Genomic DNA, 23536 nt, shown 5'->3' on the forward strand with positions numbered 1-23536 from the left:
ACCAGCAGGAGGAGATCGACATGAAATTCACCAGACGCGACGTCATACGCACGACAGCCGGCGTGGCCGCCGGCGCCATCGGCAGCCGCCTGATCGGTTCGCCGGCCTATGCGCAGGACGCCCCCAAATACACGCCCGAGGAGGGCGCGAAGCTCAGGCTGTTGCGCTGGTCGCCCTTCGTGCAGGGTGACGAGGACGCCTGGCTGGCGATGACCAAGAAATTCACCGATGCGACGGGCGTGGAGGTGCGCGTCGACAAGGAGAGCTGGGAGGATATCCGTCCGAAGGCGGCGGTCGCCGCCAATGTCGGCTCCGGCCCCGACATGATGTTCGTCTGGTTCGACGATCCGTTCCAGTATCCGGACAAGCTGCTCGACGTGACCGACCTGGGCGAATATCTCGGCGGCAAGTACGGCGGCTGGCACGAGGGGCCCAAGAGCTACGCGACCAAGGACGGCAAGTTCATCGGCCTGCCGCTGGCGACCATCGGCAACGCCATCGTCTACCGCGAAAGCTGGGTCAAGGAAGCCGGCTTCTCCGAATTCCCGAAGGACACCGCGGGCTTCCTCGAACTGTGCAAGGCCCTGCAGAAGAACGGCCACCCGGCCGGCTTCACACATGGTCACGGCGTCGGCGACGGCAACAACTACGCTCACTGGCTGCTGTGGAGCCACGGCGGCAAGATGGTCGACGAGAGCGGCAAGGTGGTGATCAACAGCCCCGAGACGCTCAAGTCGATCGAATACGCCCAGGAACTCTACAAGACCTTCATTCCCGGCACCGAAAGCTGGCTGGACGTCAACAACAACCGCGCCTTCCTGGCGGGCGAGCTTTCCGTCATCGCCAACGGCATCTCGGCTTATGAAACGGCAAGGATCAACAAGGACAACGATCCGAAGCTGGCCGAGATGGCCAAGGACATCCGCACCGCCAGCCTGCCGATCGGACCGGTGGGCGAATCCGTGGAACTCTACCAGGTGTCGTCGGCGGTGATCTTCAACTACACGCCGTACCCGAATGCCGCGAAGGCCTACCTGCAGTTCATGTTCGAGGAGCCGCAGATGTCGGAGTGGATCAAGGGCTCGTCGGGCTACTGCTGCCAGACGCTCAAGGCCTACGACAGCAATCCGATCTGGACGAAAGATCCGAACTACGCGCCTTATGCCAAGGCGTCGGCGACGCTGCGCAACAACGGCTATGCCGGCCCGCTCGGCTATGCCTCCGCGGCGACGATGGCCGACTATGTGCTGGTCGACATGTACGCCAAAGCGGTGACGGGACAGGCGACGCCGCAGGAAGCGATGGAAGAGGCGGAAAAGCGGGCCAACCGCTATTATCGGGTCTAGCTCTTCTTCCTTCTCCATAGTCATGGCAAGGCTATCGCATATGGAATTTCGACTGTCGCGCACCCCCACCCCTGACCCCTCCCCACAAGGGGGAGGGGGACTTCCGTGGCGGCGCCATAATGCGCCAGTGTCGGTGATTTCTTGCGAAAAACGAGGCGTCGGTATCCCCCTCCCCCTTGTGGGGAGGGGTTAGGGGTGAGGGTGCGCCGTCATATGCGATTGTCCTGCCGTGAACGGGGATCAGGGGCAGCGCCGGCCTTGCACGTTCGGCGCCGCACCTCGCCGTCCTGCCGGATATCTCTGGTCAGGAATTCAGGGAAGATCAAATGGCCGTAACGACTGCCGCAGCCCCATCGCGCCCCAGCCTGCTTTCGCGCCTGGCCGAAAGCCGCAACGCGCTGGGCTTCGGCTTCATGCTGCCGTCGGCGATCCTGCTGCTGGTCTTCCTGACCTATCCGCTGGGGCTCGGCGTCTGGCTCGGCTTCACGGATGCGAGAATCGGCCGGCCGGGCATCTTCATCGGCCTCGAGAACTATGAATATCTGTGGGACGACAGCGTTTTCTGGCTCTCGGTCTTCAACACCGTGCTCTATACGGTCAGCGCCTCGATCCTGAAATTCATGCTCGGCTTGTGGCTGGCGCTGCTGCTCAACGAGAACCTGCCGTTCAAATCGTTCTTCCGGGCGGTGGTGCTGCTGCCCTGGGTGGTGCCGACGGTGCTGTCGGCCATCGCCTTCTGGTGGATCTACGATTCGCAGTTCTCGGTCCTGTCATGGGCGCTGCAGCAGATGGGGCTGATCGACCACCGCATCAATTTCCTCGGCGATCCGACCAATGCGCGGGCGTCCGTCATCGCCGCCAATGTGTGGCGCGGCATTCCCTTCGTGGCGATCACCCTGCTTGCCGGCCTGCAGACCATTCCGCAATCCCTCTACGAGGCGGGCACGCTCGACGGCGCCAGCCGCTGGCAACTGTTCCGCTATGTCACGCTGCCGTTGCTGACGCCGATCATCGCCATCACCATGACGTTCTCGGTGCTGTTCACCTTCACCGACTTCCAGCTCATCTACGTCCTGACCCGCGGCGGCCCGGTGAACGCCACGCACCTGATGGCGACGCTGTCCTTCCAGCGCGGCATTTCCGGCGGACAACTGGGCGAGGGGGCGGCGATCGCCGTGGCGATGATCCCCTTCCTGCTGGCCGCCATCCTGTTCAGCTATTTCGGCCTGCAGCGCAGGAAATGGCAGCAGGGCGGAGGCGACTGACATGGCCGTGACTGAAACCGGAACGACCAGGGCCGACGACGGCGGCATGGGTTATCTCCAGAGCGTGCCGCGGCGCGTCGTCACGGTCTACCTGCCCTTGCTCGTCTTCGTCTTCGTGCTTCTGTTTCCGTTCTACTGGATGACGATCACGGCGATCAAACCCAACATCGAGATGACCGACTACGACCGGTTCAATCCGCTGTGGGTCGTCCATCCGACGCTTGATCATATCCGCTACCTTCTGTTCGAGACGTCCTATCCGGGCTGGCTGCTCAACACGGTCATCATCTCGACCGCCGCGACCGTCATCTCCCTGTTCGCGTCGGTCTTCGCGGCCTATGCGATCGAGCGGCTGCGGTTCTCGGGGTCGCGGCAGGTCGGGCTGGCGGTCTTCCTCGCCTATCTGGTGCCGCCGTCGATCCTGTTCATCCCGCTCTCGCTGATGGTGTTCAAGCTCGGGCTCTACGACACGCCGTTCGCGCTCATCCTCACCTATCCGACATTCCTGGTGCCGTTCTGCACCTGGCTGCTGATGGGCTATTTCCGCTCGATCCCCTTCGAACTGGAGGAATGCGCGCTGATCGACGGCGCCAGCCGCTGGCAGATCCTGGTCAAGATCGTGCTGCCGCTGTCGGTGCCCGGCCTGATCTCCGCCGGCATCTTCGCCTTCACCCTGTCCTGGAACGAATTCATCTACGCGCTGACCTTCATCCAGTCGTCGGAGAACAAGACGGTGCCGGTCGGCGTGCTGACCGAACTGGTGCGCTCCGACGTCTACGAATGGGGCTCGCTGATGGCCGGCGCGCTGATCGGTTCGCTGCCGGTGGTCATCCTCTATTCCTTCTTCGTCGAGCATTACGTGTCGTCGATGACCGGTGCGGTGAAAGAATAAGGAATAAGGGCCTTTTTTCAGAATCTCCGGGTGCCGGTTTCGGCGCTTTTTCGCCGCTCTGCGCCGATGCCTGTCCGTTTGCCCGGAATGTGAACGGGCCGATATTGCGGCCTCATCCCAAAAAGGCCATGCTTTGTTCCGAAAAGCGGCTTTGATAGGCGGGTTCCCGTCCGAGGGTTCTCGTCCGCAGAAAGGGATACGATGCGGCAAAATCGGCTTCGCTGGGTCTCCGGCCTGGCACTTCTCTCCGTGCTGGCGTTTACGGGCCAGCCGGCCCTGGCCAAAAAGGACGACGCGCCCCCCACGATCACCTCGTTTTCCGGCGCTTTTCTGGCCGCGCGCATCGCCGAAGGCGACAACGATCTCGACAACGCGATCACCTTTTACAAGCAGGCTCTCGCCTTCGCCCCCAACGACACGCAGCTTCAGCAGAACCTGATGCTTTCGCTGATCGCGCAGGGCCGATTCGAGGAATCGCTGCCCTACGCCGACAAGCTGAAGGACGTCGCGGACGTCGAGCGCTTCTCTCGCCTGGCGCTGGCTATCAATTCCTTCCACAAGAAGGATTATGCCAAGGCGCAGTCCTGGCTGAAGCTTTCGCTGGAATCCGATCTCGACAAGCTGATCTCCGGCGTCATGACCGGCTGGGCGATGGAAGGCGCGGGCAAGCCCGCCGACGCCATGAGCCATATCGAGAAGCTGGACGGACCCGACTGGTTCGATCTCTTCAAGTCCTATCACCGCGCGCTCATCGCCGACGTTGCGGGCCTGACGGACAAGGCGGAAGAAACCTACAAGGCGACCATGGACAATTCGGCGGCCGGTGGCGCCGCGCCCGAGACCTGGATGCGCAACGCCGAGGCCTACGCCTCCTTCCTGTCGCGCAAGGGAGACAGGGACGGCGCGCTCGACGTGCTGAGGCAGGCCGACCTGTTCGCGCCGGGCAAGCCGGACATCGCCACGCTGCGCGACAGGATCGAGAAGGGCGAGAAGATCGAGCCGCTGGTGGGCAACCCTGCGGACGGCGCCTCCGAAATCCTGCTCGATCTGGCGACCGCGCTCAACCGCGGCGGCGGCGAGCCCTTCGTGCGGCTTTATCTCGAATATGCGCTGGCGCTCAGGCCCGACAGCGACGCCGCGCTCGTCCAGCTTGCGGCTGTGGCCGAGCAGTTGAAGGACAGCCAGCGCGCCATCGACCTCTATCGCCGTATTCCCGGCAACTCGCCTCTCAAGGAGGTGGCCGACCTGCAACTCGGCCTCAATCTCGCCGATCTCGGCAAGACGGACGAGGCGGTGAAGCATCTCGAAACGCTCGTCGATGCGCATCCCAACGACATGCGCACCTATCTGGCTCTGGGCAGCGTCTATTCCTCGAAGGAGGATTTCCGTTCGGCGGCGACGCTTTACGACCGCGCGGCCGAGGCGTTGAAGACCCCGGCCAAGGCCAACTGGAATATCTTCTACCAGCGCGGCATCGCCTATGAGCGGCTGAAGGAATGGCCGAAGGCCGAGCCGAACTTCAAGAAGGCGCTGGAGCTCTATCCCAACCAGCCGCAGGTGCTGAACTATCTCGGCTATTCCTGGGTCGATCAGGGCATGAACCTCAAGGACGCGCTGGCGATGATCCAGAAGGCGGTCGATATGCGGCCGAGCGACGGCTACATCGTCGATTCGCTCGGTTGGGCCTATTTCAAGCTCGGCCGCTTCGACGACGCCGTGCGCGAGATGGAGCGCGCCGTTTCGCTGAAGCCCGAGGACCCGGTGCTGAACGACCATCTGGGCGACGCCTATTGGCGTGTCGGCCGCAAGCTGGAGGCCACCTATCAGTGGCGCACCGCGCGCGATCTGAAACCCGATCCCGACGTGCTCGCCGCCGTCCAGCGCAAGCTTCTGGAAGGCCTTCCGCCGCTGGAGTCCAACACCGCCCAGGAAGTCCAGAAGCCGAAACCCGCGACGCCTGCTCCGAAGGGGTGAGAAGCGGTTCGGCGGAGCCGAACGCAAAGCCAATTGCTTGGCTTTGCGAGCTTCGAACGCCCCGAGCCTGCGAGGGGCCGGGCGACGGTGGAGATCATAACCGCTGGCCGGACCACTTCGCCCATCGGGCGAATTGAAAGGTCCGGTGGAGCTTTCAAAGCTGATCGAACGCCCGAAGGGCCGGAGCTGCCGCAGGCAGCGGGACCCGACCGGCGTGATGCCGGACTACGGCACGTCGTCGCTTGCGATAGGGCCGCCCTCGCTTTCCAGATTGGCGATGCGCTCGGTGATCGAACGGCTGAATTTCAGCCGGACGCCGACGCCTTGCGATGCCGTTTCGGGCAGGAAGACGGCTCCCAAGTCTTCGAGGGTGGTCTGCAAGGCCGCGGCCGCGGCGCTGTCGGGGACGTCGATCCCCCGTTCGAACAGTTCGATGGCCTTTGCGTCGACGCCAGTCTTTTCGGCCAGCCTGGCGCGGTTGATTTCAACCAGGGCGCGCGCGGCCCTGCAAAGCGATCCGGTGATCATCGCTGCCTCCGTATCAGGGATCATTCGATGAAGGCCTATCATTGCCGGGCCTCGCCGAACAGCCTGCGGCCTGCGCCGTCCGCCGTCGGCGCAACGACGTTCGCTTGACGCCCTCCGGCCCTGCCTCTAGGGAGTGCGGCATCCCTCCGTTGCCGCCGAGACCGCCGTGACCGCCGACCTGCCAGAACACATGAACCCCAAACGCTCGTTCCAGGGGCTGATCCTGACCCTGCACGACTACTGGGCGCGGTATGGTTGCGTCATCCTCCAGCCCTACGACATGGAGGTCGGCGCCGGCACCTTCCACCCCGCCACCACCTTGCGCGCGCTGGGACCGAAGGCATGGAACGCCGCCTATGTGCAGCCCTCGCGCCGGCCGAAGGACGGCCGCTACGGCGAGAACCCGAACCGGCTGCAGCATTATTACCAGTATCAGGTCGTCCTGAAGCCGAACCCGCCGAACCTGCAGGAGCTCTATCTCGGCTCGCTGGAGGCGATCGGCATCGATCCGCTGCTGCACGATATCCGGTTCGTGGAAGACGACTGGGAAAGCCCGACGCTGGGCGCCTGGGGGCTGGGCTGGGAATGCTGGTGCGACGGCATGGAAGTCTCGCAGTTCACCTACTTCCAGCAGGTCTGCGGCATCGAATGCGCGCCCGTCGCCGGCGAGTTGACGTATGGTCTGGAGCGGCTGGCCATGTATGTGCAGGGCGTCGACAACGTCTACGACCTGAACTTCAACGGACGCGAAGGGGCGGACAAGGTCACGTATGGCGACGTCTTCCTGCAGGCCGAACAGGAATATTCACGTCACAATTTCGAATATGCCAACACCGAAAGGCTGTTCCGCCACTTCGAGGACGCCGAAGCCGAATGCAAGGCGCTGCTCGACGCCGGCGCCGATCGTCCCGAAGGCCAGCCCTACAGGATGGTGCTGCCCGCCTACGACCAGTGCATCAAGGCCTCGCATGCGTTCAACCTGCTCGACGCGCGCGGCGTCATTTCCGTTACCGAGCGGCAGAGCTACATCCTGCGCGTGCGCAACCTCGCCAAGGCCTGCGGCGAGGCCTTCCTGCAGACCGAGGCGGGCGGCTTCTCCCTCCAGGCGGAGGCCGCGTGATGCCAGACCTGCTTCTCGAACTCCGCTCCGAGGAAATTCCCGCCCGTATGCAGCGCAAGGCGGCGGGCGACCTGAGGAAGATGGTGACGGACGGTCTGGTCGAGGCCGGCCTGACCTATGAGGCGGCGCGCGAATACTGGACGCCGCGCCGGCTGGCGCTCGACATACGCGGCCTGACCGCGCGCTCGAAGGACGTGCAGGAAGAGATCAAGGGACCGCCGACCAAGGCGCCGGAACAGGCCGTTCAGGGTTTCTTGCGCAAGGCGGGATTGGCCTCGGTCTCGGAAGCCGAGGTGCAGTCCGATCCGAAGAAGGGCGATTTCTATGTTGCCCGCATCGTGCGGCCGGGCCGCGCGGCGGAAGACATCATCGCCGGGCTGATCCCGACGGTGATCCGCGCCTTCCCGTGGCCGAAGTCGATGCGCTGGGGCGCCGCGTCCGGCCCGAAGGGCTTTTCCTACGGCGGCGTCGAGGGGCGGGGCGGCGAGGCGCTGCGCTGGGTCAGGCCGCTGCAATCCATCGTCTGCACCTTCGGCCCGGAGACCGAGGAGCCGGTGGTGGTCGATTTCGAGATCGACGGCATCCGCTCCGGCAACGTCACCTACGGCCACCGCTTCCATGCGCCGGGGCCGATCACCGTGAGGCGCTTCGACGATTACGCCGCCAGCCTGGAGGCGGCGAAGGTCGTCATCGACGCCGACCGGCGCAAGGAGATCATCCTGTCGGACGCCAAGAACCTCGCTTTCGCCAACGGGCTCGACCTGGTCGAGGATGACGGCCTGCTGGAGGAAGTGTCCGGGCTGGTGGAATGGCCGGTCGTGCTGATGGGCGAGTTCGAGAAGGAATTTCTGGAGATTCCGGCGGAGGTCATCCGCCTGACCATCCGCGCCAACCAGAAGTGCTTCGTCACCCGCCCGCAGGATGGGGCGGAAAGCCTTTCCAACCGCTTCCTCGTCACCGCCAATATCGAGGCGAAGGACGGCGGCGCGGAGATCGCCTACGGCAACGGCAAGGTGGTGCGCGCGCGCCTGTCCGATGCGCTCTATTTCTGGAACACCGACCAGGCCGACCTGCCCGACCTCGACGCACTGAGGGAGTCGGCGCAAAAGTTCGGTCTCGACCTCGCCAGGCCGCTCGACCAGCGCATGGCGCGCCTCGACAGGCTCGGCGTCACCTTCCACGCCAAGCTCGGCACGCAAGGCGAACGGGTGGAGCGCATCCGCCGTCTGGCGCGCGAACTGGCGCCCATCGTCGGCGCCGATCCCGACCTCGCCGACCGCGCCGCCGTGCTCGCCAAGGCGGACCTGCAGACCGAAGTGGTGGGCGAGTTCCCCGAACTGCAAGGTGCGATGGGGCGCAAATACGCGTTGCTTCAGGGAGAGAATCCCTCCGTCGCCGCCGCGATCGAGGACCATTACAAGCCGCAAGGCCCGTCCGACCGCGTGCCGACCGACCCGGTGTCGATCGCCGTGGCGCTGGCCGACAAGCTCGACACGCTGACCGGCTTCTGGGCCATCGACGAGAAGCCGACGGGTTCGAAGGACCCGTACGCGCTGCGCCGGGCGGCTCTGGGGGTGATCCGTCTTGCCCTCTCGGGCGAGGGAAGGCTGGAACTCTCGAAGCTATTCGCGCTCGCTTTCGCCTGGCACGACGAAGCGCGCATAGAGAACGAACTCGATGCCTATCAGGCGAAGCTGGCGGCCGAAAAGTCGGGCGACGTCGATGGCGAGGAGGACTTCGACAACGCCGTTTCCGGTTACGAGCGGCGCATCCGCGCCGAGGCTGCCGCCAGGGCCGGTCTGCTGGGCGCGGACCTCCTCTCCTTCTTCCACGACCGTCTGAAAGTCCATCTCCGCGACCAGGGTGCGCGGCACGATCTGATCGATGCCGTCATCACGCCGCAGTCCGACGACCTGCTCGCCGTCGTGCGCCGCGTCGAGGCGCTGGGCGCATTCCTGGACAGCGAGGACGGCAGGAACCTCTTGGCCGGCACCAAGCGCGCCGCCAACATCCTCGCCGCGGAGGAGAAGAAGGGCACGACCGTCACCGACGCGGTCGACCCGGCTCTTTTGAAGGAATCGACCGAAAAATCCCTCTTTGCGGCGGTGAATCAGGCCGAGAAGGAAGCCGGCGAAGCGATTCAAAAGGAAGACTTTTCCGCCGCCATGCGCGCCCTTAGCGCATTGCGTGAACCTGTTGATTCATTCTTCGAACAGGTTCTCGTGAATGATGAGGATCAGGCCGTGCGCGCCAACCGGCTGGCGCTGCTCGCGCGCATCCGCGCGGCCACGGGACAGGTAGCGGATTTCTCCAGGATCGCGGGGTGAGGAGCGGTCCGCGCAAGCGGACGAAAAGCCCCCAAATGGGCTTTTCGAGCGACGAACGCCCGAGGCCATAGCCGAGGGCTGGGCGGTCCGCGCAAGCGGACGAAAAGCCCCCAAATGGGCTTTTCGAGCGACGAACGCCCGAGGCCATAGCCGAGGGCTGGGCGGTCCGCGCAAGCGGACGAAAAGCCCCCAAATGGGCTTTTCGAGCGACGAACGGTGAAGGCCCGGTTCGCCTTCGGGCGAACCGAAACGTCCAGTGAACGTTTCGGAGGGTCTGAACGCCCGAAGGGCAGGAGGCCATAGCCGAGGGCCGGGCGGTCCGCGTAAGCGGACGAAAAACTTTCTTCGACCTTCGGCTTTCCGCCTTCCGCCTACTGGGCCACGGCGGGCGCCTGTCCGGCCTGGGCCATGGCGTCGCGCAGCGAGCCGTTGGAGGACTTGACCGCGTCGCCTGTCGAATCCTTGGCTGCTTTCGAGGCGCTCGCGGTCGCCGGGGCGGGCGCGACGGAGGCGCCGCCGACGATGCCGGCGCGGATCACCATCGGCGCGCCGCGCGGCGCATGGCTGGAGGGGATGGCCGCGACCTTGTCGTTGCTGACGGCGGGATCGCCGAGCGTCACGACGGACGGGTTGCCGCTCGCCTCCGGCTCCGCCTGAACGGCCTTGACGACCGAGAGGTCGTCCGCCTGCGCCGTTCCCAGCGTGACGACGGAAGGATCGAACGCCTGGGCCGCGCCGAGCACGACGATCGACGACGCGCCGGCCGGTAGCACGGTTCCGGCTACCACGGCGAAAGTCAGGACGACAGCGGTGATGCTGCGCATTTGAAAACCCCTTGCCCGTTTTCCGTTGACGCGGTGATAGCGCATCGCCATTGAAGCCGGCTTTCGGCAAAGCCCGGCATTTTAGCGATTTGGCGCGCGTCGCTTTCGCGCCTTGCCTCCGCGTCCGCAGCGCGATAGGCAGCCGTATCGACGATGCGCCGGCTGCCGGACAGGACGGCCGGCCTTGAGGATCGATCCTATGACTGCCGAAATCATCCCCGCCGGCGATGCGATGGAGCGCGCGATCTCCCTGCTCGAAGCGGGCGAGGTCGTGGCCATCCCAACCGAGACGGTCTACGGGCTGGCCGGCGACGCCACCACCGGGGTCGCGGTGGCGAAGATTTACGAGGCCAAGGGCCGACCGCGCTTCAATCCGCTCATCGCCCATGTCGCGTCGATGGACATGGCCCGGCGCATCGGGCGCTTCGATCCGCTGTCGCTGAAGCTGGCGGAAGCCTTCTGGCCGGGACCGCTGACGCTGGTCCTGCCCTTGCAGCCCGCCGCCGGCATTCACCCGCTGGCGACGACGGGGCTGGACACCATCGCTCTGCGCATGCCGCGCGGTTTCGGCGGCGAGCTGATCGCGCGGCTCGGACGCCCGCTGGCGGCGCCGAGCGCCAATTCTTCCGGTCGCATCAGCGGCACCTCCGCCGAGGCCGTAGCCGCCGATCTGGGGGGCCGCATTCCGCTGGTCGTCGATGGCGGGCCGACGCCCGTCGGACTGGAATCGACCATCGTCAAGGTCGAGGACGGAACGGTGCGGCTGCTGAGGCCGGGCGGCATCGCGGCCGAGGAGATCGAAAGGGTGGCAGGGGTGCGCCTTGCCCGGAATTCGGGCGGGGCGATCCAGGCGCCCGGCATGCTGGCCTCGCACTATGCGCCGGGCGCTTCCGTGCGGCTTGGCGTGGACGCCGTCAAGGCCGGCGAGGCGCTGCTGGCCTTCGGACCGCACCGGGCTGCGGGCTCGGAGAAGGCCGTGGCGGTGAAGAACCTCTCGGAAACCGGCGATCTGCGCGAGGCGGCGGCGAATCTCTTCGCCTTCCTGCAGGCGCTCGACCGTACGGGCGCCGCCGCCATCGCCGTCGAGCCCATACCGATGCAGGGGCTGGGCGAGGCGATCAACGACCGGCTGGCGCGCGCCGCCGCGCCGAGGGGCTGATTCGGTCTTTTCTCCGGGCTTTTCTCCCTCTGGTCGTGCTTGCCTCAGCATTTCCGGGGGCAGGGCCGTCGCAGAGACCGTTCGCCCCTGTTACGGCTTGTTTCGCAAGCCCCCTCTCTTGTTCGACGGCTGGACGATCGCATATGGCGCCGTACCCCCACCCCTAACCCCTCCCCGCAAGGGGGAGGGGGATTCGGAGACGCCGCCGCTAAGTTCCCCTCCCCCTTGCGGGGAGGGGTTAGGGGTGGGGGTACGGCGCCGCCGGAAATTCCATATGCGATTGCCCACGTGACTTTCCTTTTCGACGGCAATAGCTTGCCCGCCATGAACGATCCCCTCCAGAAGCTCGATCCTTCCCTTGTCGCGCGCTTCGCGGCAATCGTCGGAGACCGCTACGCGCTGACCGATCCGCAGGACATCGCGCCCTACCTCGTCGAGCGGCGCGGCCTGTGGCATGGCCGCACGTCGCTGGTGCTGCGTCCCGGCAGCGTCGACGAGGTCAGCCGCATCATGCGCCTCGCCACCGAGACCGGCACGCCGGTCGTACCGCAAAGCGGCAATACCGGGCTGGTCGGCGGCCAGATGCCGGACGCCAGCGGCCGCGAGATCGTGCTGTCGCTGTCCAGGCTGAACCGCATCCGCGAGATCGACGTGCTGTCCAACACGGTCACCGTCGAGGCAGGCGTCATCCTCCAGACGCTGCGCGAGGCGGCGGACGCGGCCGACCGGCTGTTTCCGCTGTCGCTGGCCGCACAGGGCTCCTGCCAGCTCGGCGGCAATCTCTCGTCCAATGCCGGCGGCACCGGCGTGCTCGCCTATGGCAATGCGCGCGAGCTGTGTCTCGGCGTCGAGGTGGTGCTGCCCACCGGCGAGGTGTTCGACGACCTGCGCAAGCTCAAGAAGGACAATACCGGCTACGACCTGAAGAACCTGTTCGTCGGAGCGGAGGGGACGCTCGGCGTCATCACCGCCGCCGTGATGAAGCTGTTCCCCAAGCCGAAGGGCCGGGAGGTCGCGTTCGTCGGGCTGCCATCGCCGCAGGCCGCGCTCGCGCTGTTTTCGCTGGCGATGGACCGGGCGGGTGCGGCGCTGACCGCCTTCGAGCTGATCGGCGCGCGCCCCTATGATTTCACGCTTGCGCATGGCGTCGGTGCGGTGCGGCCGCTGGCGGACAACTGGCCCTGGTACGTGCTGACGGAAATCTCGTCGGGCCGCTCCGCCGAGGATGCGCGGGCGCTCGTCGAGGATATCCTCTCCGAAGGGCTGGAAAAGGAGATCGCCGGCGACGCCGTCATCGCCGCCAGCCTCGGCCAGCAGGAGGATTTCTGGAATTTCCGCGAAATACTGCCGGAAGCCCAGAAGCCCGAGGGCGCCTCGATCAAGCACGACATTTCAGTACCCGTCGCCTTGATCCCGACCTTCATAGAAGAAGCGGCCAAGGCAGTGGAAAGCGTCAGCCCCGGCGCCCGCCCGGTCTGCTTCGGCCATATGGGCGACGGCAATCTGCACTACAACATCTCCCGCCCCGAGGGCGGCGACGACGCGGCGTTCCTGGCGCTCTACAAGCCGATGAATAAGGCGGTGCACGATGTCGTGCGTTCGCTGAACGGCTCGATCTCGGCCGAGCACGGCATCGGCCAGTTGAAGCGCGCCGAACTGATCGCCACCGCGCCGCCGGTTGCCGTCGACCTGATGCGCCGGGTCAAGGCGGCCTTCGATCCCGCCGGCATCATGAACCCCGGCAAGGTTATCTGAACCTTTCCATCCGGCCGCCTTGGTGGCGATTGGATAACCATCTGCCGGATCAGCAAAATTTAACCGACTTTCTTAAGCGCGGCGGTAAGGTCGCGGGCTTACTGTTTCTCATAACAAGGCCGGAAAAACCGGCCGGAGAGACCGGAAACCGGCCTACGCCGTCCGTAGCCTTCATGAAACGAAGGCACGCGTGACGGCTTCGGACGGCGAAGGCCGGCTCTCAGGAGAGACAGGAAGGCCAACTCCATGAACACCGGACTGAAGCCAGTCTGGGCCGGGCGCAACATGCGCCTCGACCCGTTCCGTTTGCCGCAGGTGGTGAGCTATGCCGCCCGCGACGACTTCGGCGACGTGACCTTCACCATAGACCAGCGTGGCGCCGTCATCCGCCGCATGCTGGAGATGAGCGGCGTTCCCGCCATCATCGCCCTGCCGGCACACGCCTTCCGCGGCGTGGCGGCGCGCGCCATCGAGGACGACGAAGGCAACGTCACGGTGACGCTGGAACTCTATCACAACGATCCGATGCTTTCGGTGCCGCTGCTGGTCGCCGACGACCTCGACGACATCGCCGCCGACTGGCGCGCCTGGGCCGAAGCCTATCGCCTGCCCATGCTCCTGATCGAGGCCGACGGCGTCGCCCGCACGCTGGAGGAATCGCTCGGCACCGCCGTCAGGACGGCGCCCGTCCAGGAGCGCCGCAAGGGCCGCTCCTCCATGCAGCGCCGCCCGCGCTTCCTGGCGCGCCGCCGCACCGGCAATCTCGGCCTGAAGCTGGTGATCGGCGGCGAGGAGATCATCGCGCGGGAGTGATCCCCCCTTGCGGGGAGGGATTACATATGGACTTTTCAGAGGTCGCACACCCCCACCCCTAACCCCTCCCCACAAGGGGGAGGGAGACGCCGGCGCCGCGGTTTCGCCCGAGATCACCAGCGTTGGCGCGGCGTAGCACCGTCGCGAAGTTCCCCTCCCCCTTGTGGGGAGGGGTTAGGGGTGGGGGTGTGCCGCCATATGCGATTGCCCTGTCGTTGACGGGAGAGGGGGCTGCGCCGTCTCTCACACCATCGGCTTCAGCGCCACCCACACGGCGCCGCCGAGCAGGCCGGCGAAGATCAGCCAGCCGACGGTGTTGTTCGACTTGAACAGCCGTAGGCACTGGTCGGGATCGTCGATGTTCAGCACGACGATCTGGCGCGCCATGTGAACGCCGGCCGCACACAATCCTGCCAGTGAAACCAGCGGAATCTGGGCCGAGGCGAATGCCAGCGCCATGCACATCAGCGCCCCGCCATAGAGGCCGGCCAGCCAGGGCTTGGTGTTCTCGCCGAACAGGCGCGCGGTCGAGCGCACGCCGACGATGGCGTCGTCCTCCTTGTCCTGGTGGGCGTAGATCGTGTCGTAGCCGATCACCCACAGGATGGAGCCGACGTAGAGAAGCACGGCCGGCCCGTCGACGTCGCCGAACTCGACCGCCCAGCCCATCAGCGCGCCCCAGGAAAAGGCGAGGCCCAGCACGAACTGCGGCCAGTTGGTGATGCGCTTCATGAACGGGTAGGCGGCCACCACCAGCAGCGAAGCGAAGCCGAGCAGGATGGCGAAGCTGTTGAACTGCAGAAGAACCGCCAGCCCGACCAAGGCCTGCACGACGATGAAGGCCCAGGCCTGACGGCGGCTGACCTGCCCCGACGGCAGAGGCCGCGAGCGCGTGCGCTCGACCTGGTCGTCGATGCCCTCGTCGACGATGTCGTTGTAGGTGCAGCCGGCGCCGCGCATGGCAATCGCACCGACGAGGAACAGGATCAGCGTCGACAGCGACGGCAGCAGCGAGACGAGCGGATCGTCCGGCCGGGCATAAGCGCTTGCCGCCATGGCCGCCGACCACCAACACGGCCACAGCAGCAGTTCCCAGCCGATCGGGCGATCCCAGCGCGCAAGCTGCGCATAGGGCCACACGGCGCGCGGCAGCACTCTGTACACCCAATGCCCGCTCGGCGCATCGGAAACGCGGCCCCGCGCCGCGCGTGACTGGATGGTTTCCATGCGGCTGGAGTGGCAGGGCAAGCGGGAGGCGTCAAGCCGTCTGGACGGTCCCGAGCAGCTCTTGATTCGATTTCGTGTCGGCTGTACATATTAACGTACAGAAAAGGAATTTCAGATGGGCTACGTCACCCTTACCGAGCTGCGCGCCAACATGGCCAAGCATTTCGACAAGCTGGAACAGGACCGCACCGAACTGGTTGTCACACGCCAGAACCATGAGCCGGTCGTCATCATGCCGCTCGCCGAATTGGAGGGGTTGCGCGAGACGCTGCATCTCCTGAGTTCGCCTGCAAATGCCGAACATTTGCGTCAGTCGATTGCTCAGGCAAACGCCGGCAAGTTGGAAGAGCATGAGTTGATCGAGCCATGAAGGTTCTGTGGACGCCTGCCGGGTGGGATGATTATCTCTACTGGCAGGCTGTCGATCATAAAATCCTGCTTCGAATCAACGAACTGATCAAGGATATGCGTCGCACGCCTTTCTCCGGAATTGGCAAACCGGAACCGCTTCGCAACGAAACTGCCGGTTGGTGGTCGCGCCGGATCACGCAAGAGCACAGGGTCGTCTATCGCATTTCGGGAAGAGGCGACGAGCAGACGCTCGAGATAGCCGCTTGCCGTTTCCACTATGGCGGACAGTGATTGTTCCAGACGTTTGCGGTGTCTTCTGGAATGATAGGAGAAGGCGTCAAACGTGACTCGCGGTCACGAAAGACCGACCGACAACCGATTCGACACCTCGGCAAGCCGGCGATCACGAGTCCAGAGGCGTGCGCCCCCTGTTAAGCGCGTGGCAGCAAGCAGATGTGCATCGATATAGCCGATGCCCGTGCCGGCAAGTGTCTCGATCTCGACAAGTCGAAGAACCTCGTCGTCGGTCGCGACCAGGGCTTCAGGCAATTCTTTCAGATACGTCAGGATCTCGCCGCGATTCGCGAGTCCGCCGAGTGCCAGTTCCCCGATAACGAACGGATGGGTAAGAACCTGCCCCTGCTCGAGAAATTCGACGAGACGCGGATCGTTTCCACGAAAATGATCAACCCAGACCGACGTGTCGACCAGGATCACAACTCGACCCTGCGACGTGGCACATCCTTCAGGTCGGGTTCGCTGCCGCCCAGGCGCGCCAGCCGGCGGGCGCTTTCCCTTTCGATAAGCGCCTTCAACGCTTCGCGGACCATCGCGGACTTTTCAGTGAGCCCGGTATAGGCCTGAGCCTTGGCGATCAGGTCGTCGTCAAGAGCTATTGTCGTGCGCATGGCATCATACTCCTCAGGCACGGAATATAGCATCACATGATGCCCAATTCCATGTTCAGCATTGGCTTTTATGCCTTACGAAATTCGCCGCACTTGACCCGCGGACGCTCTATCCATAGCGACTCGCAAGGATTTAACAGTGAGAGCCTTCATGAACGTTCTTCTTCTCGGCTCCGGCGGACGTGAGCATGCGCTGGCCTGGAAACTGGCGGCATCGCCTCTCCTGACGACGCTCTACGCCGCGCCCGGCAACCCCGGCATCGCCGAGGAGGCGACGATCGTCGCGCTGGACATTGCCGATCACGGCGCGGTCGCCGTTTTCTGCCGCGAGAAGAAAATCGATCTGGTCGTCGTCGGGCCGGAGGCGCCGCTGGTGGCGGGCATCGCCGACGATCTCGTCGCCGCCGGTATCCGCGTCTTTGGGCCGTCGAAGGCAGCCGCGCAGCTCGAAGGGTCGAAAGGCTTCACCAAGGACCTGTGCGCGGAATTCTCCATTCCCACCGCCGCCTACCGGCGCTTTGCTGACGCGGCCGCCGCCAGGGCCTATGTGAAGGAACAGGGCGCGCCCATCGTCGTCAAGGCGGACGGGCTGGCGGCGGGAAAGGGGGTGACGGTCGCCACCTCCGTCGACGAGGCGCTTTCGGCGATCGATGCATGCCTCGACGAGGACGGCGCCGAGGTCGTGGTGGAAGGGTTCCTGGAAGGCGAGGAAGCGAGCTTCTTCTGCCTGTGCGACGGCAGGACGGCCATCCCCTTCGGCACGGCGCAGGATCACAAGCGCGTCGGCGAGGGCGACACAGGCCCGAACACCGGCGGCATGGGCGCCTATTCGCCTGCGCCGGTCATGACGCCCGAAATGGTGGACCGCACCATGCGCGAGATCGTCGAGCCGACCATGAAGGGCATGGCGGCGCGCGGCATGCCGTTTTCCGGCGTGCTGTTCGTCGGCCTGATGATCACCGACAACGGCCCGCAACTGATCGAATACAATGTCCGTTTCGGCGATCCCGAATGCCAGGTGCTGATGATGCGCCTGAAGGACGACCTGCTGGTGCTGCTCAACGCCGCCGTCGACGGCCAGCTTGCGCACACCTCCGTGCGCTGGAGCGACGACGCCGCCCTGACGGTCGTCATGGCCGCGAACGGCTATCCAGGCGTGCCGGAAAAGGGCTCGGCCATCCGCGGCGTGGACAAGGCGGAAGCCATCGAAGGCGTCAAGGTGTTCCAGGCGGGAACGGCCATGAACGCCGGCGCGCTGGTCGCCAATGGCGGCCGGGTGCTCAACGTCACCGCTACCGGCGCTTCCGTTTCCGATGCGCAGACAAAGGCTTATGAGGCTGTCGATGTGATCGACTGGCCGCAGGGCTTTTGCCGCCGCGATATCGGCTGGCGCGCGGTTGCGCGCGAGACGGCTGAGGGCTGACGCGCTCCGGCCGCTCGGCCGGTTCGGCGACCGAGCCGGTGACAACCGGATCGACGGCCGGTTCGGACTGTGCCACCAACGCGCTCTTACGCGCTTCGGCCCTGGCGATGGCGTATTCGGCCATGCCCTCCCGGTAAGGGTTTTCCGCCACTTCGACCGGCATATGGAACCCGGCCGCGAAAAGCCGCCATTGCCTGGCCAGCGCCGTCATCACTTCTTCCAGGTCTGGCGGCGGCGCGACGTCGGCATAGGCGATCGTCACGTCGCCCTTCAGCGCCTGCTCGCGGGCGACGGGAACAGGCACGCTCGCCAGATAGTCCGGCGGCACGTCCACTAGGGCGCCGAACGGCCAGGCCGCGCGCAGTTCCTCCGCTGTCATGGCCGCCACGTTGACGTCGATGTCGGTCGGCGTGCCGGGAACGCGGTAGGGGCAGGCGGCGCGGCCGCAATTGGCCCGAGCGGAGAACTGCCACAGCGCATAGGACTGCCAGTAGCCTTTCGGGAAATGCGCGCCGATCTCGGGCTTGTAGCGCGCATACCAGAGCGGCAGGCGCGACAGCAGGCGGTAGCGCTCGCGGTTCTCGGCGATATGCCGCGCCGTCGCCTCGTTGGTGTAGAGGATGGGGACGCGCCCGACCCTGCGGTGAAGCTGGCGCACGAATGCCTCGGCGTCCTCCAGCGACATCCATTGCGCCGGGTCGTTGTCTTCGATGTCGAGGGCCAGCAGGTCGTCGGGGCCGGGATCTGCGAAATCGACGAAATTGTCGGCCTGCGCTTCCGGATTTCCCGGTCGGGCGAGGTGGTAGGCGCCCCATTTCAGGCCGAGCGCATGGGCCAGCGCCCTGCGCGTCTGGTAGAGCTCGCGCGCGACCGCATGGCGCTTCCACAGCGCCTTGCACAGGCGGACGGCTTCGTCGTCGCCGGTGCAAACATAGGGCGGCGGCAACCCGTCGGACGCCTTGTTGATGAAGCCGACCACCCGTTTATCGGAGGCAAGCGCGCCCCAGTCGATGGAATTGTATTCATAAGCGTCGACGACGAGCGCGCGGTCGGGTTTCTCCCACGGCGCGGAGAAGTCGGATGCGGCCGCCGTCGCGAGCCCGGACGCCGTGGCGAAAGCGGCCAGAAGGAAGCGGCGGAGGATTTGCGCCAGCACGATCGATCCCACGGAATATCAAAGGCCGATAGTGCGGCGGCATGGTTAATGAAGTCTTTCGCCGGCTTGTCCGATACGGGCTGCGAACCCCGTAGTCGAAGGGCCCCACGCCTAGGTGCTGTGGAAAGTTAGAGATCGAAGTCGTTCTCGCATAAGCCGATTTCCGCTGCTCGTCATCCCGGCCAAGGGAGCGATAGCGACCGCGAGCCGGGATCCATTCCGGAACGGTTCAGGCACGCGCAGCTCATCCGGCACAGGATGGCCGGTCACGTCACGGAATGGATCCCGGATCAGCGCTCCGCTACGCGTCGCTTGTCCGGGATGACGCAATGAAGGCGCCCGATCAGTGTCTTGCATTGCCAGGAAACCTAACTGTCCACAGGACCTAGCTCCCTGTTTCCGCGCATGTCTTTGTCCCGAAACCGAGTCCCGCTTTCGGGAGCCCTGCTTTAACGTCGGCGGCCGGCTACCGCTGCCTCGAATGGATCGGGCGCGGGAAGCTGGGGCAGGGTGCCTTCGCTCTCACGGCGGCGATGGTGGGCCAGAGAGCAGCGCGGCGAACACAGAATCTCCCGGTCGCTCCAATAGGCGGGGCCGTTGTCGATATCGCCGTGGTAATAGGAAAAGCCGGGCGCCCGGTAGGGCAGGCCGCATTCGATGCATCGGTAGGGATCGGCTGTCGGGGCAAGCACGGGCTCGGGTCCTGTCGAAACGGAAACGTCGAGGACGACGATAGTCTCCGACGGTCACCAATGCAAAATCCGCGTGACAACATTTGACGTTTACGTAAAATGGCGAAAGCTGTAGACCGACGCTATCCTCTGCCGATACCCACCAAAGACCAGTGGTTTTGCGGTTCGGAGGCTGTAGTGTCTCGCGGCAATGGACGGCGCGATTTTGGCGCCGGGGCGCAGGGCAGGCCGGTCAAACGGACCGCAACGAGGAGCAGGCGCATGTACAAGGCACCCGTGGCGGACATCGGGTTCACCCTCAAGCACGTGGCGGGCCTCAAGGCGGCGATGGATCATGGCGTTTTCGGCGACCTCGGCGAGGATCTTGTCGATGCGATCATCGCCGAGGCGGGACGCTTCGCCACCGAGGAGGTGACGCCGCTGCGCAAAGCCGGCGACGAGATCGGCGCGGTGCTGAAGGACGGTAAGGTGGCGACGCCGCCCGGCTGGCGCGACCTCTACCGGCGCTGGGCCGAAGGGGGCTGGAACGCCCTGTCCGGTCCGCCCGAATTCGGCGGCCAGGGCCTGCCGATGATGCTCGCCGTGGCGACGCTCGAAATGTGGAATTCCGGCTCCATGGCCTTCGCCCTCGGCCCGACGCTGACCATGGGAGCCGTCGAGGCTCTCGACAAGCACGCCTCGGGCGATCTCAAGGCGGCCTATCTGGAAAAGCTGGTCTCGGGCGAATGGATGGGCACCATGAACCTGACCGAGCCGCAGGCGGGGTCCGATCTCGGCGCGCTGCGCACCCGTGCCGAGCCCACGGGCGACGGCAGCTACCGCATCTTCGGCCAGAAGATATTCATCACCTACGGCGAGCACGATTTCACCGACAACATCGTCCATCTCGTGCTTGCGCGCCTGCCGGACGCGCCCGTCGGCACACGCGGCATCTCGCTGTTTCTTGTGCCCAAATTCCTCGTCGAGTCGGACGGGTCGCCGGGCCGGCGCAACGACGTGTTCTGCGCCTCGATCGAGCACAAGCTCGGCATCCACGGCTCCCCCACCTGCACCATGATCTACGGCGACGGCCATGGGGGGCAGGAGCCGGGCGCAGTCGGCTGGCTGGTCGGCGAGGAGCACAAGGGGCTGGCCTGCATGTTCACCATGATGAACAACGCCCGCCTCGCCGTCGGCATGCAGGGCGTGGCGATCGCTGAAGCGGCGTTCCAGAAGGCGCTTGCCTACGCCAACGAGCGCCGCCAGGGCAAGGCGGCCGGCTATGAAGGCGACGGCATGGCGCCGATCGTCCATCATCCCGACGTGCAGCGCACCCTCCTGACCATGAAGGCGCTGACGCAGGCCGCCCGCTCCATCAGCTATTGCTGCGCCCATGCGCTCGACATGGCGCGCGTCTCTCCCGACGAGGCAGACCACTGGCGCGACCGCGCCAATCTGCTCACCCCGCTCGCCAAGGCGTTTTCCACCGATATCGGCGTCGACGTCGCCTCGCTCGGCGTGCAGGTGCATGGCGGCATGGGCTACATCGAGGAGACGGGGGCCGCCGCGCTGCTGCGCGACGCGCGCATCGCGCCGATCTACGAGGGCACCAACGGCATCCAGGCGATCGATCTCGTCACCCGCAAGCTACCGCTCGCCGAGGGCGAGCACGTGCATGGCTATATCGACGAGCTGGTGGCCATCGCAGGCTCGGTACGGACCTCCAACCTCGCGGGCTTCGGCGACACCGCCGACCTGCTCGACGAGGCGCTGGACGATCTGTCCGAAACCACGCGCTTCCTGCAGGACAGGCTCGCGGCGAAAGATGTGGAAACCGCTCTGGCCGGCGCCACCCCCTATCTCAGGATGTTCTCGCTGGCGGCAGGCGGCGCCTATCTGGCGCGCGGCGCGGTCGCTGGCGGCACGGACGAGCGCATCGCGCTCTGCCGCTTCTACGCCGACAATCTGCTGGGCGAGGTCGGCGCGCTGAAGGACCGCGTCATCGGCGGCGCGGCGAGCCTCGCCGAAGCCGGCAAGGCCCTGATTTCCCGATGACGGTGGAAGATATCGTGACAGATCATATCCGGATCGAGCGGCGCGGCGCGGTGCAGATCATCCGCATGAACCGGCCCGACAAGAAGAACGCGCTGACGCGGGCCATGTATGCGGCCATGTGTGCGGCGCTGCGCGACGGCGACGCGGACCCTGAGGTGCGCGCGCACGTCTTCCTCGGCGTGCCGGGCGCTTTCTCGGCCGGCAACGACCTCGCCGATTTCCTCGTCGTCGCGACCGGCGGCGAGGGCGGCGACGAGGTCTGGGACTTCCTGATGGCGCTGGCGAAGGCCGAAAAGCCGATGCTGTCGGGCGTGGACGGCATCGCGGTGGGCATCGGCACCACGCTCAACCTGCATTGCGACCTGACCTTCGCCACGCCGCGCACCGTCTTCCGCACGCCTTTCGTCGACTTGGGACTGGTGCCCGAAGCCGGTTCCAGCCTGCTCGCGCCGCAGGTGCTCGGCCGTCAGGACGCGTTCGCGCTGCTGGCGCTCGGCGAGGGCTTTTCGGCCGAGCGCGCGAAGGCCGCGGGGCTGATCCATGCGGTGGTCGGCGAGGACGAACTGGAATCCGCCGTTCTGGCCGCCGCGGATGCCGTCGCCGCCAAGCCGCCGCAGGCGCTGAAGATCGCCCGCGACCTGATGCTTGGGCCGCGCGAGCCGCTGCTCGCCCGCATCGCCGAGGAAAGCGACCTGTTCCGCCAGCGCCTGAAATCCGACGAGGCGCGCGCCGCGCTGATGGCGTTCATGAACCGGAAGAAGTGATAGAAGACTGTTTCGACGTGAAACAGGGCACCGAGATTCTGTTTTGCCTCTACGTTCTATACGTGTCTAGCTCTCTGTGGAGTGCTGCGGCCTGCGCCTCTAGAGCAATCAGGTCTTCGGCTATCAACCGTGCCAGTGGCGTCTGATCGGTCGGCGGAGAAGCTTGTAGATGCCGAACGATGAACTTTATCGCCGCTACGGCTTCGGAGAATCTGCCATGCAGCACCGGCTCATGATGAGCTAGGCGATTACGAGCCTGATATAGATTTTCAAGATGATCTGCGATTTCAGCCCGCCCGACTTTCTTGAACGGAAAAACCCGCTTTAGAGTTGGCTTCCAAAGAGTGTGCTCGTAGTCGGGGCCGCAAAGCCGCTTCCAAATATAGAAAGTTAACTCTGCGATAATTTTGCCATCCGACACATGGATTTGAGCTCGCCGGGCTTTCGCGCGGTTTAAATGCGACAGATGCGCCGGGCTGCCGTTCGGGAAAGCCAAGGCATCGAGAGCATGTTTCTCAGCCTGGGATAGTTTCGCATATTCGCTTCGACGGGCGCTATCTAATGCCAATTTGATCTTCTTGATTTCAGGCTCCTTCCATTGAAAGGGAGCCGGCGGATTTAGAAGCCAACCGGCCACAGCAAAATGCTGACCCAGATTTTCACAGATCGCATTGCGCAACGCGATTTCAATGCTGGCTGTGATATTCATAAGCGCTGCGCCAAGCCTCAATGTTTCCTGGTGAAGTTCGATAGCGGCTTTGACATTCCCGGTTAGCTGGCTGAGTGTCGCCAGTCTTTCCGGTGACAACAGCAGCGTAAGTGCGGCTGTATCCGTGTCCTCTATTGGCATTGATTCCCCGGCCCAATTAGCTTATATTCAACCTCGAAAAGCCGAGACTAGATTGGCAGTTGCCCCTTTGGGCGGACGAATCCTCGGCTTCCCAGTTGAAAGGGCACCCCAAGCGGTGCCCTTTCGTT

At 65.1% G+C, this 23536-nt stretch carries 21 protein-coding genes and 1 pseudogene; 14 read left to right on the forward strand and 8 right to left on the reverse strand.

Going from position 1 to position 23536, the window contains the following annotated elements:
- Window positions 1-20 precede the first annotated feature (20 nt).
- The 4 genes from ABMA46_RS05430 (at window position 21) to ABMA46_RS05445 (ending at window position 5477) form a co-directional block, all read left to right on the forward strand.
- Window positions 21-1346: an ABC transporter substrate-binding protein gene (locus ABMA46_RS05430; protein ID WP_348998287.1), complete on the forward strand. Its 1326-nt coding sequence runs from the start codon at window positions 21-23 to the stop codon at window positions 1344-1346.
- Between the two features lie 326 nt (window positions 1347-1672).
- Window positions 1673-2611 (forward strand): carbohydrate ABC transporter permease, encoded by a 939-nt coding sequence (locus ABMA46_RS05435; protein WP_348998288.1) that lies wholly within the window; start codon window positions 1673-1675, stop codon window positions 2609-2611.
- Window position 2612: 1 nt separating this feature from the next.
- Entirely contained in the window at window positions 2613-3503 is an 891-nt protein-coding gene (locus tag ABMA46_RS05440) for a carbohydrate ABC transporter permease (protein WP_348998289.1), read from the forward strand.
- Between the two features lie 201 nt (window positions 3504-3704).
- A complete protein-coding gene (locus tag ABMA46_RS05445) occupies window positions 3705-5477 on the forward strand; it encodes a tetratricopeptide repeat protein (RefSeq protein WP_348998290.1) in 1773 nt (590 codons plus the stop codon).
- Between the two features lie 225 nt (window positions 5478-5702).
- On the opposite strand, the gene ABMA46_RS05450 is transcribed toward ABMA46_RS05445, so the two are convergent.
- Complete coding sequence (locus ABMA46_RS05450; protein WP_348998291.1) at window positions 5703-6005, reverse strand: XRE family transcriptional regulator; 303 nt, start codon at window positions 6003-6005, stop codon at window positions 5703-5705.
- Window positions 6006-6195: 190 nt separating this feature from the next.
- On the opposite strand from ABMA46_RS05450, the gene ABMA46_RS05455 reads away from it, so the two are divergent.
- A complete protein-coding gene (locus ABMA46_RS05455; protein ID WP_348998544.1) occupies window positions 6196-7125 on the forward strand; it encodes a glycine--tRNA ligase subunit alpha in 930 nt (309 codons plus the stop codon).
- Entirely contained in the window at window positions 7125-9452 is a 2328-nt protein-coding gene (glyS, locus tag ABMA46_RS05460) for a glycine--tRNA ligase subunit beta (protein WP_348998292.1), read from the forward strand. Before ABMA46_RS05455 ends, glyS begins: the two co-directional genes overlap by 1 nt.
- A gap of 371 nt (window positions 9453-9823) precedes the next feature.
- Here glyS and ABMA46_RS05465 read toward each other — a convergent pair whose 3' ends face one another.
- A complete protein-coding gene (locus tag ABMA46_RS05465) occupies window positions 9824-10276 on the reverse strand; it encodes a hypothetical protein (RefSeq protein ID WP_348998293.1) in 453 nt (150 codons plus the stop codon).
- A gap of 199 nt (window positions 10277-10475) precedes the next feature.
- On the opposite strand from ABMA46_RS05465, the gene ABMA46_RS05470 reads away from it, so the two are divergent.
- From ABMA46_RS05470 to ABMA46_RS05480, 3 genes are all read left to right on the forward strand, one after another.
- The gene (locus ABMA46_RS05470) at window positions 10476-11435 is read left to right on the forward strand and encodes an L-threonylcarbamoyladenylate synthase (protein ID WP_348998294.1); all 960 of its coding nucleotides are present in this window, start codon (window positions 10476-10478) and stop codon (window positions 11433-11435) included.
- 324 nt (window positions 11436-11759) lie between these two features.
- Window positions 11760-13190 (forward strand): FAD-binding oxidoreductase, encoded by a 1431-nt coding sequence (locus tag ABMA46_RS05475; protein WP_348998295.1) that lies wholly within the window; start codon window positions 11760-11762, stop codon window positions 13188-13190.
- Window positions 13191-13436: 246 nt separating this feature from the next.
- Window positions 13437-14003 (forward strand): DUF6101 family protein, encoded by a 567-nt coding sequence (locus tag ABMA46_RS05480; protein ID WP_348998296.1) that lies wholly within the window; start codon window positions 13437-13439, stop codon window positions 14001-14003.
- A gap of 243 nt (window positions 14004-14246) precedes the next feature.
- Here the strand turns inward: ABMA46_RS05480 and ubiA are convergent, their stop codons facing one another.
- Window positions 14247-15230: a 4-hydroxybenzoate octaprenyltransferase gene (gene ubiA, locus ABMA46_RS05485; RefSeq protein WP_348998297.1), complete on the reverse strand. Its 984-nt coding sequence runs from the start codon at window positions 15228-15230 to the stop codon at window positions 14247-14249.
- A 115-nt stretch (window positions 15231-15345) separates the two neighbouring features.
- Here ubiA and ABMA46_RS05490 point away from each other — a divergent pair, with 115 nt between their 5' ends.
- The gene (locus tag ABMA46_RS05490) at window positions 15346-15600 is read left to right on the forward strand and encodes a type II toxin-antitoxin system Phd/YefM family antitoxin (RefSeq protein ID WP_348998298.1); all 255 of its coding nucleotides are present in this window, start codon (window positions 15346-15348) and stop codon (window positions 15598-15600) included.
- On the forward strand, window positions 15597-15872 hold the full coding sequence (locus ABMA46_RS05495) for a Txe/YoeB family addiction module toxin (protein WP_348998299.1): 276 nt from the start codon (window positions 15597-15599) through the stop codon (window positions 15870-15872). The genes ABMA46_RS05490 and ABMA46_RS05495 overlap by 4 nt, the downstream gene beginning before the upstream one ends.
- Window positions 15873-15935: 63 nt before the next feature.
- Here ABMA46_RS05495 and ABMA46_RS05500 read toward each other — a convergent pair whose 3' ends face one another.
- Window positions 15936-16298: a type II toxin-antitoxin system VapC family toxin gene (locus tag ABMA46_RS05500; RefSeq protein ID WP_348998300.1), complete on the reverse strand. Its 363-nt coding sequence runs from the start codon at window positions 16296-16298 to the stop codon at window positions 15936-15938.
- Complete coding sequence (locus tag ABMA46_RS05505) at window positions 16295-16489, reverse strand: type II toxin-antitoxin system VapB family antitoxin (protein WP_348998301.1); 195 nt, start codon at window positions 16487-16489, stop codon at window positions 16295-16297. The genes ABMA46_RS05500 and ABMA46_RS05505 overlap by 4 nt, the downstream gene beginning before the upstream one ends.
- Before the next feature lie 151 nt (window positions 16490-16640).
- Here ABMA46_RS05505 and purD point away from each other — a divergent pair, with 151 nt between their 5' ends.
- Window positions 16641-17912 (forward strand): phosphoribosylamine--glycine ligase, encoded by a 1272-nt coding sequence (gene purD / locus ABMA46_RS05510; protein WP_348998302.1) that lies wholly within the window; start codon window positions 16641-16643, stop codon window positions 17910-17912.
- 31 nt (window positions 17913-17943) lie between these two features.
- Here the strand turns inward: purD and ABMA46_RS05515 are convergent.
- A pseudogene (locus ABMA46_RS05515) lies at window positions 17944-19068 on the reverse strand (glycoside hydrolase family 25 protein); the annotation flags it as partial.
- A 449-nt stretch (window positions 19069-19517) separates the two neighbouring features.
- Window positions 19518-19760: a hypothetical protein gene (locus ABMA46_RS05520; protein ID WP_348998303.1), complete on the reverse strand. Its 243-nt coding sequence runs from the start codon at window positions 19758-19760 to the stop codon at window positions 19518-19520.
- Between the two features lie 261 nt (window positions 19761-20021).
- On the opposite strand from ABMA46_RS05520, the gene ABMA46_RS05525 reads away from it, so the two are divergent.
- Both ABMA46_RS05525 and ABMA46_RS05530 read left to right on the forward strand, forming a co-directional pair.
- Window positions 20022-21794, forward strand: coding sequence for an acyl-CoA dehydrogenase family protein (locus tag ABMA46_RS05525; RefSeq protein WP_348998304.1), 1773 nt, complete (start codon window positions 20022-20024; stop codon window positions 21792-21794).
- Window positions 21795-21808: 14 nt separating this feature from the next.
- Window positions 21809-22558: a crotonase/enoyl-CoA hydratase family protein gene (locus ABMA46_RS05530; RefSeq protein WP_348998305.1), complete on the forward strand. Its 750-nt coding sequence runs from the start codon at window positions 21809-21811 to the stop codon at window positions 22556-22558.
- A gap of 49 nt (window positions 22559-22607) precedes the next feature.
- Here ABMA46_RS05530 and ABMA46_RS05535 read toward each other — a convergent pair whose 3' ends face one another.
- Window positions 22608-23408 (reverse strand): hypothetical protein, encoded by an 801-nt coding sequence (locus ABMA46_RS05535; protein WP_348998306.1) that lies wholly within the window; start codon window positions 23406-23408, stop codon window positions 22608-22610.
- Window positions 23409-23536 lie beyond the last annotated feature (128 nt).

Source organism: Mesorhizobium hunchu (genome assembly GCF_040081975.1).
Lineage (GTDB): Bacteria > Pseudomonadota > Alphaproteobacteria > Rhizobiales > Rhizobiaceae > Mesorhizobium > Mesorhizobium hunchu.

Coding starts and splice junctions, on each gene's coding strand:
- ABMA46_RS05430 (WP_348998287.1), top strand. CDS start 21: ATGAAATTCACCAGACGCGACGTCATACGCACGACAGCCGGCGTGGCC.
- ABMA46_RS05435 (WP_348998288.1), top strand. CDS start 1,673: ATGGCCGTAACGACTGCCGCAGCCCCATCGCGCCCCAGCCTGCTTTCG.
- ABMA46_RS05440 (WP_348998289.1), top strand. CDS start 2,613: ATGGCCGTGACTGAAACCGGAACGACCAGGGCCGACGACGGCGGCATG.
- ABMA46_RS05445 (WP_348998290.1), top strand. CDS start 3,705: ATGCGGCAAAATCGGCTTCGCTGGGTCTCCGGCCTGGCACTTCTCTCC.
- ABMA46_RS05450 (WP_348998291.1), bottom strand. CDS start 6,005: ATGATCACCGGATCGCTTTGCAGGGCCGCGCGCGCCCTGGTTGAAATC.
- ABMA46_RS05455 (WP_348998544.1), top strand. CDS start 6,196: ATGAACCCCAAACGCTCGTTCCAGGGGCTGATCCTGACCCTGCACGAC.
- glyS (WP_348998292.1), top strand. CDS start 7,125: ATGCCAGACCTGCTTCTCGAACTCCGCTCCGAGGAAATTCCCGCCCGT.
- ABMA46_RS05465 (WP_348998293.1), bottom strand. CDS start 10,276: ATGCGCAGCATCACCGCTGTCGTCCTGACTTTCGCCGTGGTAGCCGGA.
- ABMA46_RS05470 (WP_348998294.1), top strand. CDS start 10,476: ATGACTGCCGAAATCATCCCCGCCGGCGATGCGATGGAGCGCGCGATC.
- ABMA46_RS05475 (WP_348998295.1), top strand. CDS start 11,760: ATGAACGATCCCCTCCAGAAGCTCGATCCTTCCCTTGTCGCGCGCTTC.
- ABMA46_RS05480 (WP_348998296.1), top strand. CDS start 13,437: ATGAACACCGGACTGAAGCCAGTCTGGGCCGGGCGCAACATGCGCCTC.
- ubiA (WP_348998297.1), bottom strand. CDS start 15,230: ATGGAAACCATCCAGTCACGCGCGGCGCGGGGCCGCGTTTCCGATGCG.
- ABMA46_RS05490 (WP_348998298.1), top strand. CDS start 15,346: ATGGGCTACGTCACCCTTACCGAGCTGCGCGCCAACATGGCCAAGCAT.
- ABMA46_RS05495 (WP_348998299.1), top strand. CDS start 15,597: ATGAAGGTTCTGTGGACGCCTGCCGGGTGGGATGATTATCTCTACTGG.
- ABMA46_RS05505 (WP_348998301.1), bottom strand. CDS start 16,489: ATGCGCACGACAATAGCTCTTGACGACGACCTGATCGCCAAGGCTCAG.
- purD (WP_348998302.1), top strand. CDS start 16,641: ATGAACGTTCTTCTTCTCGGCTCCGGCGGACGTGAGCATGCGCTGGCC.
- ABMA46_RS05525 (WP_348998304.1), top strand. CDS start 20,022: ATGTACAAGGCACCCGTGGCGGACATCGGGTTCACCCTCAAGCACGTG.
- ABMA46_RS05535 (WP_348998306.1), bottom strand. CDS start 23,408: ATGCCAATAGAGGACACGGATACAGCCGCACTTACGCTGCTGTTGTCA.